This window comes from Zoogloea sp. (assembly GCF_041904905.1).
In the GTDB taxonomy this organism is placed as follows: Bacteria; Pseudomonadota; Gammaproteobacteria; order Burkholderiales; family Rhodocyclaceae; genus Zoogloea.
This window is the reverse complement of record NZ_JAYRMI010000002.1, coordinates 15,103-32,005: the sequence shown is the minus strand read 5'-3', so window position 1 is coordinate 32,005 and position 16,903 is coordinate 15,103. Positions and strand designations below refer to the sequence as shown.

Sequence of the window (16,903 nt, the reverse complement as noted above, 5' to 3'; positions counted from 1 at the left end):
ATGCAAACAATCCGCGACGACAGCGCGGGAGAACCGTCGAAGACGGACCCGAAGACGATCATCAGGATCGAGAACGTAAGCAAGATTTATCGTCTAGGCGATCAGGATGTCAATGCGCTGAGGAACGTGACCCTGGATGTGAAGGAGGGTTACTTCATGGCGATTGCAGGTACGTCGGGAAGTGGCAAATCCACGCTCCTTAATATCATGGGGTGCATCGATACGCCAAGCGAGGGCAGGGTCTTCATCGAGGGAAAGGATGTTTCCGGTCAAAGCCCCGACGAGCTTGCGAGCATCCGTGCCAGAACCATCGGCTTCATCTTTCAGACCTTTAACCTGCTGCCGGTGCTCTCCGCCGAGGAGAATGTGGAATACCCCTTGCTTCAGATGCCTGAGGTGAGCAAGGAGGAGCGGCGTGCGCGGGTCAATGATTACCTGAAGCTGGTGGGCCTCGGGCGCTACGCCCATCATCGCCCCAACCAGCTCTCCGGCGGCCAGCGGCAGCGGGTGGCGATCGCCCGGGCGTTGGTGACGCACTCCAAGGTGGTGCTCGCCGACGAGCCCACGGCCAACCTGGACAAGAACACCGGCAAGAGCATCCTCGATCTGATGCAGCGCATCAACGAAGACTGCAAGACAACCTTTGTATTCTCGACCCACGACAAGCAGGTGATGAGCCGCGCCGTCCAGCAGGTTCGGATGGAAGACGGTCAGCCCACCAAGCTTGGGCTCAAACTCAACGGGACCTGGCGCTTCGTCCCGTACCGGGCATGAGATACCGCCGGCGGGCGCGCCGCGCTGGCGCCCCGGCCATTCACGTTACACGAGGGGAATAGTAGGAAATGGACAGCTTGAAACCAAAGCTCCGCTGCGGCGTGGCCGCGCTTGCGATGATGGCCTGCTGCGGCGGCGTCGCTGCGGCCGACGACGATCTGCCGGGGCTGGACGAGGCGGCAGCCGAGGGCGGCGTGAAGACCGGCGGCGTAGTCCAGTTCGATCTGGCGCGCACCTACGGCGGCAAGGATCACTGGTCGATGGCGCGCGCCCGCGCCGAGGTTTCCGCCACCGGCGGCGACAGTGTGAAGTGGAAGGTGTCGGGCCGGGCCGATGCCGACGCGGTGTTCGGCATCGACTCCGGCTTCTACCCGGACGCCGTCCGGCGCGATCAGCAGTATCAGTTCGACCTGCGCGAGACCTACGCCGATTTCTCGGTGGGCGAGGTGGACTTCCGCTTCGGCCGCCAGCACATCGTGTGGGGCGAGATGGTCGGGCTGTTCTTTGCCGACGTGGTGTCGGCGCGCGACCTGCGCACCTTCTACCTGCCCGATTTCGAGCAACTCCGGATTCCCCAGTGGGCCACCCGCGCCGAGTACTACTTCGGCGAGACCCACGCGGAGCTGATCTGGATTCCGGTGCCGAGCTACGACCGCATCGGCAAGCCCGGCGCCGAGTTCTACCCCATGCCCCGCGAGGCCCGGATCCTGGGTGAGGTGAAGCCCGACAACTCCCTCGGCAACACCAACTGGGGTGGGCGGCTGTCCCGGATGGTGGGGGGGTGGGATCTGTCCGGGTTCTACTACCGCAGCCTGGACGTGAGCCAGACCTTCTACTTCACGGGCCTCTCGGGTGGCCAACCCGAGTTCCAGCCCCGCCACGAGCGCATCAGCCAGCTGGGTGGCACCGTGACCAAGGATTTTGGCGATTTCGTGCTCAAGGGAGAGGCCGTGCATTCCCGCGGTCGCAAGTTCAATACCCGGAACCTGGTGGATGCGCCGAACGGCCTCGTCGATCAGGACACAATTGATTACGTCGCCGGGGTGGATATCCCCGCATTCAATGACGGTCGAGTGAACTTACAATACTTCGCCCGCCGGATGCTCGATTACGATGCCCGGACGGGCTTCGAGCGGACCGAGGGCGGCGCCAGCGTGCTGCTGGCAACGCGGCTGGCCAGAAACTGGCAGGCGGAGGCGCTCTACGTGTCGATGCTGAACCGGAACGACTACATGTTCCGCCCCAAGCTGATCTGGTCGGCCGACAAGAACCTGCGGGTCGTCTTCGGGGTTGACGCCTTCGGGGGCAGCTCGACCGGGCTCTTTGGCCGCTACGCCGACCGTGACAGGGTTTACACCGAGGCGCGGTGGTCTTTCTGACAGAAATTTCGGGCCGGAATCGGTATCATCCGCGCCGGGCGAATCTTCGGGGAATTATTCAGCCAGCTTGATGGCACAGTCATGGAATCCCCTTTTTGGGGCGTCGTGACGTTTTTCTCCGGGCTGGATTGCGCGCTGCCGTAATATCCGCTCGTTATCATTCAAAGGCTGAACTTAGGCCGTATCCAGGGGAAGTACCTTATGAAACGCTATTTGATGAACGGCCTGCTGGCTTGCGCCGTGGTCGGTCTGGCAGGGTGCGCGACCAGCTATCCGCCGGCGCCGGTCTCTGCGGAGGCCTCCGACTATGCCTACCAGATCGGGCCCGGCGACAACGTGAACATCGTCGTCTGGCGTAACCCCGAGCTGTCGATGACGGTTCCCGTGCGTCCCGATGGCAAGATCACCACGCCCCTGGTTGAGGATCTGCCCGCCGCCGGCCGCGACGCCAGCACGCTTGCCCGCGAGATCGAGCAGGCCCTTGGCAAGTACATCCGCGATCCGGTCGTGACCGTGATCGTGACCACTTTCGTGGGCCCTTACTCCCAGCAGGTGCGCGTGGTGGGTGAAGCGGCCAAGCCCCAGACCCTGCCGTACCGCCAGAAGATGTCCCTGCTGGACGTCATGATTGCGGTCAATGGCCTGACCGATTTTGCCGACGGCAACCGTGCGACCCTCCTGCGCACCGGCGAAGGCAACAAGCAGTACTCCGTGCGCCTGAAGGATCTCGTCAAGCGCGGCGACGTTTCGGCCAACATCGAGATGCGCCCGGGCGACGTGCTCATCATTCCCCAGAGCTGGTTCTGACCCCTCTCGTGACTTGCCCCCCGGGATGTCCCGGGGGGTTGCATTCGGAATCTCCCAATGGAAGACATACTCAGACAGTTGTCGGTGACTCTCCGCGGCATGTGGCTTTATCGCTGGTGGGGCTTGGCGGCCGCATGGATCTTGGGGCCCATCATCGCCGCGATTGTCTATCTGCTGCCGGATCGCTACGAATCGTCCGCCCGCGTCTATGTGGATACCCAGTCGATTCTCAAGCCGCTGATGTCCGGTCTCGCCGTCCAGCCCAACGTGGACCAGCAGATCGGCATCCTCAGCCGCACGCTCATCAGCCGTCCCAACGTCGAGAAGCTGATCCGCATGGCCGATCTCGATCTGGCGGCGAAGACCAAGGAAGACCGTGAGACCCTGGTCGCCAATGTGACCAAGTCGCTGCAGATCCGCGAGGCCGGTCGCGACAACCTGTACACCCTCGCCTACACCGACACCGACCCCGAGCGCGCCAAGCGCGTCGTGCAGTCGATGGTGTCGATCTTCGTCGAGTCGGGCCTGGGCGACAAGCGCAAGGATTCCGATACCGCCCGCCGCTTCATCGAAGAGCAGATCAAGGCCTACGAGCAGAAGCTGATCGAGGCCGAGAACCGCCTGAAGGAGTACAAGGTCCGCAACATGGGCACGATGGGTGCCGGCGGTCAGGATTACTTCCGCAAGATGAGCGAGGTGAACGAGCAGCTCAATCAGGCCAAGCTGGCCCTGCGCGAGGCGGAAAACTCCCGCGATGCGCTCAAGCGCCAGCTCTCCGGCGAAGAATCGGTGGCCCTGCCCGAGAAGATGTCCAGCGCCTCGCTGGCCTCGATGCCGGTGCCCGAGCTGGACGACCGGATCGAGTCGATGAAGAAGTCCCTCGACGGCCTGCTGCTCAAGTACACCGACAAGCACCCCGACGTGGTGGGTGCCCGCAAGGTGATCGAGGAGCTGGAATCCCAGAAGGCGGCCGAACTCCAGGCCCGTCGCAAGGCCGCCGCCGCGGCGACCGCCGGGGCCGGTTCGTCGGTGGGGTCGGCGAGCAACGTGAACCCGGTGTTCCAGCAGATGCGTCTGTCCCTGGCCGAAGCCGAGGCGAACGTGGCTTCCCTGCGCGCCCGGGTCTCCGAATACGAATCGCGGCTGCAGTCCCTCAGCGCCGCCTCGCGCACCCTGCCGCAGCTGGAAACCGAATTCACCCAGCTCAACCGCGACTACGACATCAACAAGAAGAACTACGACGCCCTCGTGTCCCGCCGCGAATCCGCCACCATGGCGGTGGAGATGGGCGCCACGTCCGGCGTGGCCGACTTCCGCCTGATCGACCCGCCGACCGTGCCGAGCAAGCCGTCCGCGCCCAACCGCCTGCTGCTGATGCCGGCCGCGGGGCTCGCTGCGCTGCTGATCGGCGGTCTGGTGTCCTTCCTGATGAGCCAGATCCGTCCGGTGTTCTCCGACATCCAGGTGCTGCGCGAGGTCACCGGCCTCGCCGTGCTGGGTACGGTCAGCATGATCGGTGACGCCGACCGTCTGAAGAATCAGCGGCGGAGCAAGGTCTTCTTCCTCGGTGGCGTTGGTGCCCTGGTTGGTTTGTTTGGCGCAATGACCGTCTGGCTGCTGCTGGCGCGGATTGGTTGAGAGGCGAACATGAGCATTATTGAAAAAGCCGTCGAGCGGCTCGAGCAACTGCAGAAGGCGACCTCCGTGCCGGTCGACAACGAGCGTCCGGCCGCGGTCGAGGCCGAGCCGGTCGCGCAGGCCGCGCCGGCCACCCCGGCGCCGGTCGCCTCGGCCTTTGCCGATCAACCGGGCCGCGTCGAGCCGGTCATCGCCGCGCCGGAGCCCGTCGCGCCCGTTCAGCCCGAGCCCGCGCCGGCGGTGCAGGCCAAGGCCAGGCCGGCCCCGGCCGGCAACCCGTCCAAGTTCATCGAGATCGACCTGGAGCGGCTGCAGTCCATCGGGATCGTCACCCCCAACGCACCCCGTTCGCTGATCGGCGACGAGTTCCGGATCATCAAGCGCCCGCTGCTGCGTAACGTGCAGGGGAAGGGCGCCGCGGCGATCAACAACGCCAACCTCATCATGATCACCAGCTCCCTGCCCGGCGAGGGCAAGAGCTTCAGCTCCATCAACCTGGCCATCAGCATGGCCATGGAGCTGGACCACACGGTGCTGCTGATCGACGCCGACGTGTCCCGGCCGTCGGTGCTCAACATCCTCGGTCTGCCCCCCAAGAAGGGCCTGATGGATGTGCTCACCACCCCGGGCACCCAGCTCAGCGACGTGCTGCTCAAGACCAACATCGAGAAGCTCAGCCTGCTGCCGGCTGGCACGCCCCACCCGCGGGCCACCGAACTGCTCGCCAGCGACGTGATGAACAACCTGCTCGAAGAGCTGGCCGAGCGCTACTCCGACCGGATCATCGTGTTCGATTCGCCCCCGCTGCTGGTCACCACCGAATCCCGCGTGCTGGCCACCCACATGGGGCAGATCGTGATGGTGGTCGAGTCGAACAAGACCACCCAGGCGGCGGTGCGGCAGGCGCTGTCGACCATCGAAAACTGCCCGGTCAAGCTGATGCTGCTCAACAAGGCCCTCCAGTCCGGCGCCGGTTCTTACGGCTATGGCTACGGTTACGGCTATGGCTACGGCTATGGCCATGCGCCGAAGGAGAACGCGTGACGACGCCCGCCTTCCGTGCGATGCCGGCGGTGCCGCTGCGCCGGCTGGCGCTGCTGTGCGCCGCCCTGGGGCTGGGCGCCTCGTCGGCCCATGCCCAGCAGCGTGAATTCGCCGTCATCCCGTCGGTGCTGCTCACCGAGACCCTCACCGACAACGCTCGCCTCACCAAGTCGTCCGAAGCCGAGCGCGACTGGATCACCCAGATCCGGCCGATGCTGCGCTTCGACGCGCGGGGCTACCGCGTCAAGGGCACCATGGACGTGGGCGTCAACTCGTCCTTCTATGGCAACGGCTCGCAGCACGACAGCAACCAGCTGATGCTCAACGGCAACGGCAAGGTCACCTGGTGGGACAATCACGGCTTCCTCGATCTGATGGCCACCGTCACCCGCCAGCCCACCTACGCCTTCCGTCCCATCGGCGGCGACACCGTGACCGGCGCGAGCAACTGGTCCGAGGTGCGCACCTTCTCCGCGAGCCCCTACCTCAAGGGGCGCTTCTCGAACACCGGCACCGTCGAGGCCCGGCTCACCGCCAACCAGTCCGACTCCAGCACCACGGTGCTCAACCGGCTCCAGAGCAACGTCTGGTCGGTGAGCGCGTCCGATCCGCGGGCCTTCGGCAACCTCGGCTGGTCGGTCGGCCTGAGCGACAGCCACACCTCGCGCACCAACAACCGGGACGTGGACCACCGCTCGCTGCGCGCGTCCGCGCTGTGGTTGGCCGACCCCCAGGTTTCGCTGCGCTTCATCGGCGGCACCGAGACCAACAACTACTCGTCGGTGGATAACAAGACCACCACGATCTACGGTCTGGGTGGAGACTGGACGCCGACGCCGCTCACCAAGCTGTCCGGCACCATCGAGGACCGCTTCTTCGGCACCGGCTACCACTTCACCGGCGAGCACCGGGGGCCGCAGATCGCGTTCCAGGGCACCTACTCCAAGGACATCACCACCACCAGCCAGAACATGACCAGTGCGGTCACGCTGCTCGATCTGGCCAAGCTGTTCTGTGCGTCCGAGCCGGCCGCCACGCGGGACGCCTGCATCCGCAAGCTCACCGCCACGAGCACCGGCACCGACGTGGGCAGCGCGCTGGTGGGGCTGCAGTCCGGTCTGGCCAACGGCTTCTATCTGGATCGCCGGCTGCAACTGGGCGTCACCTTCATCGGTGTGCGCAACAGCGTGTCGGTGATCGCTTTCCGCTCGAACCGCACCACGATCACCGAGCGCGATTTCGCGGTCACCGAAGACATCACCACCACCTCCAGCTTGCGCACCAGCGGCGGCACCGTCTCGCTCCAGCACAAGATGACGCCGATCACCACGGCGAACGCCACCTACACCGTGATGCGCAGCCACACCGACAACACCAGCCTGGGCGGCAGCGCATCCGATGCCCGCAACCGGATGGTCACCGCCGGCGTCTCCACGCGACTCTCGCCCAACACCACGGGTGCGGTGAATCTGCGTAACAGCCAGGGTGGGGGCCTCGCGTCATACTCCGAGAACGCCGTGTACGGCTCGCTCCTTTTCCAGTTCTGATCCTCCCATGTACGAAGCCTATTTCGGTTTACGGGGCAAGCCCTTCCAGCTCAACCCGGACCCATCCTTCTTCTACGGCAGCCGCGGCCACCGGCGCGCCATGGCCTACCTCGAATACGGCCTGCACCAGAACGAGGGCTTCATCGTCATCACCGGTGAGGTGGGGGCCGGCAAGACCCTGCTGGTACGCAGCCTGCTCGAAAAGCTCGACTCCAAGAAGATCGTGGCCGCCAATCTGGTGAGCACCCAGATCGACGCCGACGACATCCTGCGGCTGGTGGCGGCCTCCTTCGGCATCCCCAGCAAGCATCTCTCCAAGAGCGACCTGCTGCTGGCCATCGAGGCTTTCCTGGTCAGCACCACCGCCGCCGGCAAGCGCGCGCTGCTGATCGTCGACGAAGCCCAGAACCTCACCCAGAAGGCCGTCGAAGAGCTGCGGATGCTCTCCAACTTCCAGCTCGAAGACCACGCCCTGCTGCAAAGCTTCCTGGTCGGCCAGCCGGAGTTCCGGGCCATCATGCAGAGCCCGGAGATGGTCCAGCTGCGTCAGCGGGTCATCGCCTCTTACCACCTTGGGCCGCTCGATCTGCAGGAAACCCAGGCCTACGTCGAGCACCGCCTCGCCTGCGTGGGCTGGAAGGGCAACCCCAGCTTCGACGCCGAGGCGATGCGCGAGATCTACAACGTCAGCCAGGGCATCCCGCGCCGCATCAACGCCCTGTGCGACCGCATCATGCTGGCCGCCTTCCTGGGCGAACAGCGTCGGGTGGGGGTCGAGCTGGTCAACCAGATCGTCTCCGAGATGCGTGAAGAGCAGGTCACGCCCACCGCCGCCACGCCATCGCCCGCCATGCCGGCTGCCGGTGCGTCGCCGGCCGGCGTGGCGCTCGACCTGCAGCGCCTGCTGGCCGACCCCGAGGCAGCCCGGCTCCTCGCCGGCGCCGGCCCCGCCTTCGACATGACGCGCTTCGACGAGCGCCTCTCCCTGCTGGAGCGGACCCTCTCCACCACCCTGAACACCCTCAGCCAGCTGCTGAAGGCTGCGCCGGCGCAGGACGAGCCCCGGGCCGACGGCGGAGCGCCAGCCAAATGACGGCCGCCGTAACCCGCGACGGCAAGGCCATCGTCAACGCCCTCACCATCGACGTGGAAGATTATTTCCAGGTCTCCGCGCTGGCGCCGCATTTTCCGAAGGAGAGCTGGGACAGCACGCCCTGTCGGGTCGAGCGCAACGTCCACCGCATCCTCGAGCTGATGCACCGGCACGAGGCCAAGGGCACCTTCTTCACCCTGGGCTGGATCGCCGAGCGCTACCCCAAGCTGGTCCGGCTGATCGCCGTCGAGGGGCACGAGATCGCCAGCCACGGCTACGGTCACCAGCGCGCCAGCGAGCAGACGCCTGAAGCCTTTCTGGCCGACATCCAGCTCGCCAAGGCGGTGCTGGAAGACATCGCCGACTGCGAGGTGAAGGGTTACCGGGCGCCGAGTTTCTCGGTGGGGCTGTCCAACCCGTGGGCCCACGGCTGCATCGAGGCGGCCGGCTACACCTACAGCTCCAGCGTCTATCCGGTCAAGCACGACCACTACGGCGTGCCGGACGCGCCGCGCTTCCCGTATCCGGTGGGCAAGGCGCTGGTCGAGATTCCCATCACCACCGTACGCCGCCTTGGCCGCAACTGGCCGGTGGGTGGCGGCGGTTACTTCCGGCTGCTGCCGTATCCGGTCTCCGCCTGGGGCATCCGCAAGGTGAACCAGGAAGACCGCCGCCCGGCGATCTTCTATTTCCACCCCTGGGAGATCGACCCGGAGCAGCCCGTCGTGGCGGAAGCGAGCGCCAAGACCCGTTTCCGGCACTACGTCAATCTGGAACGGACCGAAGAACGTCTCGCCCGCCTGCTCCAGGATTTCTCCTGGGGACGCATGGACGAAGTCTTCCTCCCCGCACTTCAAACCTCAGTCTAAGGTTCCGGGAATGGTATCTGTTGTCAAAGCACGCCCGTTTGCGGCGGGGGATTCTGCGCGCTGGAACGAATTCGTCTTCGCCTGTCCCGACGCCACGTTTTTTCACCGCATCGAATGGCGCGGCATCATGGAGTCGGTGTTCCGTCACCGCACCCATTACCTCCTCGCCGAGCGTGATGGTCAGATCGTCGCCGTCCTGCCGCTGGTGGAGGTCAAGAGCCGCCTGTTCGGTCACGCGATGACCTCGCTGCCGTTTGCCGTGTATGGCGGCGTGGCCGGATCGGACGACGAGGCGGTCGCCGCCCTCGAGGCCGCCGCCGACGCGCTCGCCCGCCAGTGCGGCGTCCAGCACCTGGAATACCGCAACCTGCGCCAGCGCCATGCCGACTGGCCGCACCAGGATCTCTACTTCACGTTCCGCAAGGAGATCCTGCCGGACGAAGAAGCCAACATGCTGGCCATCCCCCGCAAGCAGCGGGCCATGGTGCGCAAGGGCATCAAGAACGGGCTGGTGGCCGAGATCGACCCCAACGCCGACCGTTTCTTCGCGCTGTATTCCGATAACGTGCTGCGCCACGGCACGCCGGCGCTGCCGAAACATTTCTTTGAAACGCTGCTGAAGGTTTTCGGGCAGGATTGCGAGGTCATGACTGTTTCATCGGCCGAAGGCAAGCCCCTCTCCACCGTCCTCACCTTCTACTTCCGGGAAGAGGTCCTGCCGTACTACGCCGGCGACGATCTGGCTGCCCGCGATCTGGCCGCGAACGATTTCAAATACTGGGAGCTGATGCGTCGCGCCTGCGCCCGGGGTTACCGGCTCTTCGACTACGGCCGCAGCAAGGCCGGCACCGGCCCCTTCAGCTTCAAGAAGAACTGGGGCTTCGAGCCCATCCCGCTTTCCTACGAATACCGCCTCTACAAACGCGACGCCGTCCCCCAGAACAACCCGATGAACCCCAAGTACCGTGCCTTCATCGCCATGTGGCGACGCCTGCCGCTGGGGGTGGCGAATGCCATCGGGCCGCACATCGTCCGCAACCTGGGGTAACTGCAGGTGGTCGACGTCCGCACTCCGCTGCTCTATCTGGTTCATCGCATTCCTTATCCGCCCAACAAGGGCGACAAGGTCCGCTCCTTCAACATCCTGCGTCAGCTCGCCACGCGCCACCGGGTCTTCCTGGGCACCTTCGTCGACCACCCGGACGACGTCCAGCACATCGACAAGCTGTCCGAGTGGTGCGAGGAGAGCCGGGTGATCCGCCTCGACCCGCGCCGCGCGAAGATCGCCAGCCTGCGGGGGCTGCTTACCGGCGAGGCGCTCAGCGTGCCCTACTACCGCAGCGCAGCGCTTGCCGACTGGGTGAAGCAGGTGGTGGCGCGGGAGGGCATCCACGAAGCGGTCGCCTTCTCCGGGCCGATGGCGCAATACCTCGACGCGCCGGGCTTGTCGCACCGAGTCATCGATTTCTGCGACCTCGACTCCGCCAAGTGGACCCAATACGCCGGCGATCACCGCTGGCCCATGTCCTGGCTGTACCGCCGCGAAGGGCGCTGCCTGCTGGCCTTCGAGCGCGCGGCGGCGGCCGGGGCCGACGCCAGCATCTTCGTCACCGAGGCCGAGGCCGACCTGTTCCGCAAGGCCGCGCCCGAGCTGGCCGGGCGGGTCAGCGCCATGCAGAACGGCGTCGACGCCGACTACTTCTCGCCGGCCAACGGCGGCGTCAGCCCTTACCCGGCGGGCGGCCCGGTGATCGTCTTCACCGGCGCCATGGATTACTGGCCCAACGTGGACGCGGTGGTGTGGTTCGCCACCGAGCTGCTGCCCAAGGTGCGCGAGCAGGTGCCCGACGCCCGCTTCTGGATCGTCGGGATGAACCCGACCCCGGCGGTGCAGGCGCTGGCGGGGGAGGGGGTGGTCGTCACCGGCACGGTGCCCGACGTGCGCCCCTATCTCGCCCACGCCGACGTGATCGTCGCCCCGCTGCGCATCGCCCGCGGCATCCAGAACAAGGTGCTCGAAGCGATGGCCATGGCGCGTCCGGTCGTGATTTCCTCGGCACCCGCCACCGGTCTGGCGGCCCGCGCTGGGCATGACTGTGAGATTGCCCACAGCAGCGAAGAATTCGTTTCGCGTACTGTCGCATTACTTGGTGATGTAACATTGCGCCGCAACATGGGCCTGGCGGCGCGGGATGCGGTGCTGCGCGCCTATAGCTGGTCGGCGCATCTGGCCGCCCTCGAAAAGCTGCTGGGTGCATCCAATCATTGTTCCGATACCGCGAGCGGCTCGCGGTGACTATTTTTGTATCATGAACGATCCCCGTCCCCTGGTGATTCACGTGGTCTACAGCTTCGACGTTGGCGGGCTGGAGAACGGGATCGTTAACCTCATCAACCGGATGCCGCCCGAGCGCTTCCGCCACATGATCGTCGCGCTCACCCGCTGCGTGCCGGGCTTCTGCGAGCGCATCCAGCGCAGCGACGTCACCTTCGTGTCCCTCGAGAAGGGCGCAGGGCACGGCATCCGCATGTACCCGCAGCTATACCGGCTGTTCCGCGAGCATCGCCCGGCCATCGTCCACACCCGCAACCTGGCCGCCCTCGAGATGGTGGTGCCGGCCTGGGCGGCCGGCGTGCCGGTGCGCATCCACGGCGAACACGGCTGGGATGCGTCCGATCTCGAAGGCGTCAGCCGCAAGTTCCAGCTGCTGCGCAAGGCGTATTCGCCCTTCGTGTCGGCCTACGTGGCGCTCTCCCGGCGGATCGAGTCCTACCTCACCGACAAGGTGGGGGTGCGGGCCGATCGCGTGCGGCGCATCTGCAACGGCGTCGATACCGACCGCTTCACCCCCGCCGGCAAGCGCGCCGAGATTCCCGGCTCGCCGTTCAACGACCCGGCGCTGGTGGTCTTCGGGGCGGTGGGGCGCCTCCAGGACGTCAAGGATCACGCCAACCTCATCCGCGCCTTTGGCCTGCTGGTGCGCGGCAACCCGGACGCCGCCCGTCGCGCCCGGCTCACCCTCGTCGGCGGCGGGCCGCTGCAGGCCCGGCTGGCCGAGCTGATCCAGGCCGAGGGCCTGACCGGCCACGTCTGGATGGCCGGCGAGCGCTCCGATGTGCCGCTGATGAACAGCGGCCTGGATGTGTTCGTGCTGCCGTCCCTGGCCGAGGGCATCTCCAACACCCTGCTCGAGGCGATGGCTTCGGGCCTGCCGGTGATCGCCACCCGGGTCGGCGGCAACCCCGAGCTGGTCGTCGAGGGCGAAACCGGCCTGCTGGTGCCGTCGGCCAATCCCGCCGCGCTCGCCGACGCCATGGCCGCGCTGCTCGCCGATCCCGCCCGGGCGGCGGCCTTCGGGCAGGCGGGGCGCGCGCGCGTGTGCGCCCAGTTCAGTCTCGATGCAATGGTCGGCAGCTACCTCTCGGTCTACGAAACGCGCCTGCGGGCAACCCAGCCCGGCGCCGGCGCTGCCATCCAATCCAGAAACGCCCTTCACTGAAAGAAGACAGATTCCATGTGCGGCATTGCTGGCCTTTTTGATACCCGCGGAAACCGCGACTTCGACCGCGACCTGATGAAGCGGATGAACGACATCCAGTTCCACCGCGGGCCGGATGAGGGCGATCTCCACTTTGAACCCGGCGTGGCCCTGGGCCATCGTCGCCTGTCGATCATCGACCTGTCCACCGGGCAGCAGCCGCTCTTCAACGAAGACGGCAGCGTGGCCGTGGTGTTCAACGGCGAGATCTACAACTTCCAGGAGCTGGTGCCGGAGCTCGAAGCCCTGGGCCACCGCTTCCACACCCGCAGCGACACCGAAGTCATCGTCCACGCCTGGGAATCCTGGGGCGAGGACTGCGTGCAGCGCTTCCGCGGCATGTTCGCCTTCGCCCTGTGGGACCGCAACAAGCAGACTTTCTTCATCGCCCGCGACCGCCTGGGCGTGAAGCCGTTCTACTACGCCATCCTCGACGACGGCACGCTGGTCTTCGGCTCCGAACTCAAGGTGCTGATGCAGCACCCGGGCCTCGACCGCCGCATCGACCCCCACGCCGTCGAAGAGTACTTCGCCCTTGGCTACGTGGCCGAGCCGCGCACCATCTTCATGGGCGCGAAGAAGCTCCAGCCCGCCGAGACCCTGTGCATCCGCCGCGGCCAGCCGATCCCCGCGCCCAAGACCTACTGGGACGTGCGCTTCACCCTCGACAACCCCCTGTCGCTGGCCGACGCCACTGCCGAACTCACCGAGCGCCTGCGCGAATCCGTGCGCCTGCGCATGATCGCCGACGTGCCGCTGGGCGCCTTCCTGTCGGGCGGGGTGGATTCCAGCGCCGTGGTGGCCACCATGGCCGGCCTGTCGGCCGACCCGGTCAACACCTGCTCGATCGCCTTCGACGACCCGGCCTTCAACGAGTCCGAGTTCGCCAAGATGGTGGCCGACCGCTACCAGACCCGGCACTTCGTCGAGACCGTCAAGTCCGACGACTTCGACCTCATCGACACCCTGGCCGCGCTCTACGACGAACCCTACGCCGACAGCTCCGCCATCCCCACCTACCGGGTCTGCCAGCTCGCCCGCAAGCACGTCACCGTGGCCCTCTCGGGCGACGGCGGCGACGAGGCCATGGGCGGCTATCGGCGCTACCGCATGCACCTGATGGAAGAGAAGATGCGCGACTCGATGCCCGCCAGCATCCGTCGCCCGGTGTTCGGCCTGCTGGGCCGGATGTACCCCAAGGCCGACTGGGCGCCGCGGATGTTCCGCGCCAAGACCACCTTCCAGTCGCTCGCCCGGGATTCCGTCCAGGCCTACTTCCACTCCGTGTCCATCCTGCGCGACGACATGCGGCGTAGCCTGTTCTCCAGCAAGTTCCGCGCCGAGCTTGCCGGCTACAACGCGCTCGAAGTCTTCCGTCGCCACGGCAACGCCGCCCAGACCGACGACCCGCTGGCCCTCATCCAGTACCTCGACACCAAGACCTATCTTGTGGGCGACATCAACACCAAGGTCGACCGCGCCAGCATGGCCCACTCCCTCGAAGTGCGCGAGCCGCTGATGGATCACAAGCTGGTCGAATGGCTGGCCACGCTGCCCTCCGGCCTCAAGATCAAGGGCCAGGAAGGCAAGTTCGTCTTCAAGAAGGCGATGGAGCCGATGCTGCCCCGCGATGTGCTGTATCGCCCCAAGATGGGTTTTGCCGTGCCGCTGGCCCGCTGGTTCCGCGGCCCGCTCAAGGCGCGCGTGCGCGAGGCGATCCTGGGCCCCACCCTCGCCGAGACCGGCATCTTCAACCGCGATTACCTCCAGCATCTGGTCGATGCCCACCAGTCCGGCGCCCGCGACTACAGCGCGCCCTTGTGGACCACCATGATGTTCGAAGCCTTCCTGCGCAACAGCCAGGCCCCGGCCCAGGCGCCCGCCGCAGTCGTCACGAGTCAGTAAATGCGCATTCTTCACGTTCTCGATCACTCGATCCCGCTGCACAGCGGCTACACCTTCCGCACCGCGGCCATCCTGCGCGAACAGCGCGCCCTGGGCTGGGAGACCTTCCACCTCACCTCGCCCAAGCAGGGCAAGACCGCCGCCGCGATGGAAGACGTGGATGGCCTGCGCTTCTACCGCTCCGAAGTGCCGCCCGCCGGCCCGGCCGGGATCAACGAATGGCGCCTGATCCGCGCCACCGAAGCGCGCCTCGAACAACTCGCCCGCGAGCTGCGGCCGGACGTCATCCACGCCCACTCGCCGGTGCTCAACGCCATCCCGGCGATCCGCGTCGGCCGCCGGCTTGGCATTCCGGTCGTCTATGAGATCCGCGCCTTCTGGGAAGACGCCGCGGTGGACCACGGCACCACCTCCGAAGGCAGCCTGCGTTACCGCGCCACCCGCGCCCTCGAAACCTGGGCCATCAAGCGCGTCGATCACGTCTTCACCATCTGCGAAGGCCTGCGCCGCGACATCGTCGCCCGGGGCATTCCGGAAACCAAGGTCACGGTCATCCCCAACGCGGTGGATGTGGAAGGCTTCCAGCTCTCCGGCGCGCCGGACGAGGCCCTCAAGGCCAGGCTGGGCCTGCAGGGCAAGACGGTGCTGGGCTTCGTCGGCTCGTTCTACGCCTACGAAGGCCTCGACCTGCTCCTCGACGCCTTCGCCGCGATGCACGCCGGTCAGCCCGACCTGCGCGTGCTGCTGGTGGGCGGTGGCCCCCAGGACGCCAACCTCAAGGCCCAGGCCCAGCGCCTCGGCATCGCCGACAAGGTGGTGTTCACCGGCCGCGTGCCTCATTCCGAAGTCAGCCGCTACTACGACCTCATCGACCTGCTGGCCTACCCGCGCCACTCGATGCGCCTGACCGAACTGGTCACGCCGCTCAAGCCGCTGGAAGCGATGGCCCAGGGCCGCATCTTCGTGGCCTCGGATGTGGGCGGCCACAAGGAACTCATCCGCGACGGGGAGACCGGCCGCCTGTTCGCCGCCGGCCAGGTACCCGCGCTGGTGGCCACCCTCAACGACATGCTGGCCCACCGCGATCGCTGGCCCGCCATGCGCACCGCCGGCCGCCATTTTGTGGAAGATGTGCGCAACTGGAAGAACAGCGTCGCCAACTACAAGGCGGTGTACGGTCGGCTGGCGCCGAGATTGGCGGCATGAAATTCGCTGATCTGAAGATTGCGCTGGTCGGCCCCTTGCCGCCGCCCGCCGGCGGCATGGCCAACCAGACCCGGCAACTGGGCGAGCTGCTGCGCGGGGAGGGCGCCGAGGTCGAGGTGGTGCAGGTGAACGCGCCGTATCGCCCGGCCTGGGCCGAAAAGCTCAAGGGCGTCCGCGCGCTGTTCCGGCTGGTGCCCTATCTGCTGCACCTGTGGCGCGCCGCCGGCAAGGCGGATCTGCTCCACGTGATGGCCAACTCGGGCTGGTCGTGGCATCTGTTTGCGGCGCCGGCGATCTGGATCGGCAGCCTGCGCGGCAAGCCGGTAGTGGTCAATTACCGGGGCGGCGAGGCCGAGCCTTTCCTCAACCGGTCCGCCGATTCCGTGCGCGCGAGCATGCGCCGCGCGGCGCTGCTGGTGCTGCCGTCCGGTTTCCTGAAAGAGGTCTTCGACCGCTTCGGGATGGAGGGGCGGATCGTCTCCAACATCATCGACCTGGCGCGCTTCCGCCCGGCCGATGCGGGCCGCGAGCCCGCCGCCCACATCGTGGTGGCCCGCAACCTGGAGCCCATCTACGGCATCGACACCGCGCTGAAGGCCTTCGCGCGGGTGGCCGCGGCCCGGCCCGACGCCCGCCTGTCGGTGGCCGGCAGCGGCCCTCAGGGGGGTGAGCTGCAGGCCCTCGCGGCGAGCCTCGGGGTGGCCGACAAGGTGGTCTTCACCGGCCGCCTCGACCGCGACCAGATGGCCGCGCTGTACCGCGACGCCGACCTCACCATCAACCCGAGCCGGGTGGATAACATGCCCAACTCGGTGCTCGAGGCGCTGGCGAGCGGCGTGCCGGTGGTGAGCACCAACGTCGGCGGCGTGCCCTTCATCGTCGAAGACGAAGTCACCGCGCTGCTGGTGCCCGCCGACGACCCGCAGGCGATGGCCGATGCCGTGCTGCGCTTTCTCAACGATGCGGCCCTGGCGGCGCGAATCCGCGCTGCGGGTCAGGACGATGTCCGGCGCTACGCCTGGTCGGCCGTCAAGAACGAATTGCTTGCCGCTTATTCCGACGCCTGCCGTGCCTCGGGCGCGGCCCGCCGGACGTAGGAGCC

At 66.7% G+C, this 16,903-nt stretch carries 14 protein-coding genes; all 14 read left to right on the top strand.

The window, feature by feature from the left end:
- The 14 genes from ACE3N6_RS00950 (at position 1) to ACE3N6_RS00885 (ending at position 16,898) form a co-directional block, all read left to right on the top strand.
- A complete protein-coding gene (locus tag ACE3N6_RS00950; protein ID WP_374243288.1) occupies positions 1-774 on the top strand; it encodes an ABC transporter ATP-binding protein in 774 nt (257 codons plus the stop codon).
- A gap of 77 nt (positions 775-851) precedes the next feature.
- Positions 852-2,153, top strand: coding sequence for a DUF1302 family protein (locus ACE3N6_RS00945; protein ID WP_374243287.1), 1,302 nt, complete (start codon positions 852-854; stop codon positions 2,151-2,153).
- Between the two features lie 201 nt (positions 2,154-2,354).
- Positions 2,355-2,960: an XrtA/PEP-CTERM system exopolysaccharide export protein gene (locus ACE3N6_RS00940; protein ID WP_374243286.1), complete on the top strand. Its 606-nt coding sequence runs from the start codon at positions 2,355-2,357 to the stop codon at positions 2,958-2,960.
- A gap of 57 nt (positions 2,961-3,017) precedes the next feature.
- Positions 3,018-4,598 (top strand): XrtA system polysaccharide chain length determinant, encoded by a 1,581-nt coding sequence (locus ACE3N6_RS00935; RefSeq protein WP_374243285.1) that lies wholly within the window; start codon positions 3,018-3,020, stop codon positions 4,596-4,598.
- A gap of 9 nt (positions 4,599-4,607) precedes the next feature.
- Positions 4,608-5,642 carry an XrtA-associated tyrosine autokinase gene (locus tag ACE3N6_RS00930; protein WP_374243284.1) on the top strand — a complete coding sequence of 345 codons (1,035 nt, stop codon included), beginning with the start codon at positions 4,608-4,610 and terminating at the stop codon, positions 5,640-5,642.
- A complete protein-coding gene (locus ACE3N6_RS00925) occupies positions 5,639-7,189 on the top strand; it encodes a TIGR03016 family PEP-CTERM system-associated outer membrane protein (RefSeq protein ID WP_374243283.1) in 1,551 nt (516 codons plus the stop codon). Before ACE3N6_RS00930 ends, ACE3N6_RS00925 begins: the two co-directional genes overlap by 4 nt.
- 7 nt (positions 7,190-7,196) lie before the next feature.
- A complete protein-coding gene (locus ACE3N6_RS00920) occupies positions 7,197-8,282 on the top strand; it encodes an XrtA/PEP-CTERM system-associated ATPase (RefSeq protein WP_374243282.1) in 1,086 nt (361 codons plus the stop codon).
- Positions 8,279-9,151: an XrtA system polysaccharide deacetylase gene (locus ACE3N6_RS00915; protein WP_374243281.1), complete on the top strand. Its 873-nt coding sequence runs from the start codon at positions 8,279-8,281 to the stop codon at positions 9,149-9,151. Before ACE3N6_RS00920 ends, ACE3N6_RS00915 begins: the two co-directional genes overlap by 4 nt.
- A 10-nt stretch (positions 9,152-9,161) precedes the next feature.
- The gene (locus tag ACE3N6_RS00910; RefSeq protein ID WP_374243280.1) at positions 9,162-10,199 is read left to right on the top strand and encodes a FemAB family XrtA/PEP-CTERM system-associated protein; all 1,038 of its coding nucleotides are present in this window, start codon (positions 9,162-9,164) and stop codon (positions 10,197-10,199) included.
- 6 nt (positions 10,200-10,205) lie between these two features.
- Positions 10,206-11,447, top strand: coding sequence for a TIGR03087 family PEP-CTERM/XrtA system glycosyltransferase (locus tag ACE3N6_RS00905; RefSeq protein WP_374243279.1), 1,242 nt, complete (start codon positions 10,206-10,208; stop codon positions 11,445-11,447).
- 13 nt (positions 11,448-11,460) lie between these two features.
- Entirely contained in the window at positions 11,461-12,651 is a 1,191-nt protein-coding gene (locus ACE3N6_RS00900) for a TIGR03088 family PEP-CTERM/XrtA system glycosyltransferase (protein WP_374243278.1), read from the top strand.
- Positions 12,652-12,666: 15 nt separating this feature from the next.
- Positions 12,667-14,595: an XrtA/PEP-CTERM system amidotransferase gene (locus ACE3N6_RS00895; RefSeq protein WP_374243277.1), complete on the top strand. Its 1,929-nt coding sequence runs from the start codon at positions 12,667-12,669 to the stop codon at positions 14,593-14,595.
- Positions 14,596-15,801, top strand: coding sequence for a TIGR04063 family PEP-CTERM/XrtA system glycosyltransferase (locus ACE3N6_RS00890; protein ID WP_374243276.1), 1,206 nt, complete (start codon positions 14,596-14,598; stop codon positions 15,799-15,801).
- Complete coding sequence (locus ACE3N6_RS00885; protein ID WP_374243275.1) at positions 15,798-16,898, top strand: glycosyltransferase family 4 protein; 1,101 nt, start codon at positions 15,798-15,800, stop codon at positions 16,896-16,898. The genes ACE3N6_RS00890 and ACE3N6_RS00885 overlap by 4 nt, the downstream gene beginning before the upstream one ends.
- Positions 16,899-16,903 lie beyond the last annotated feature (5 nt).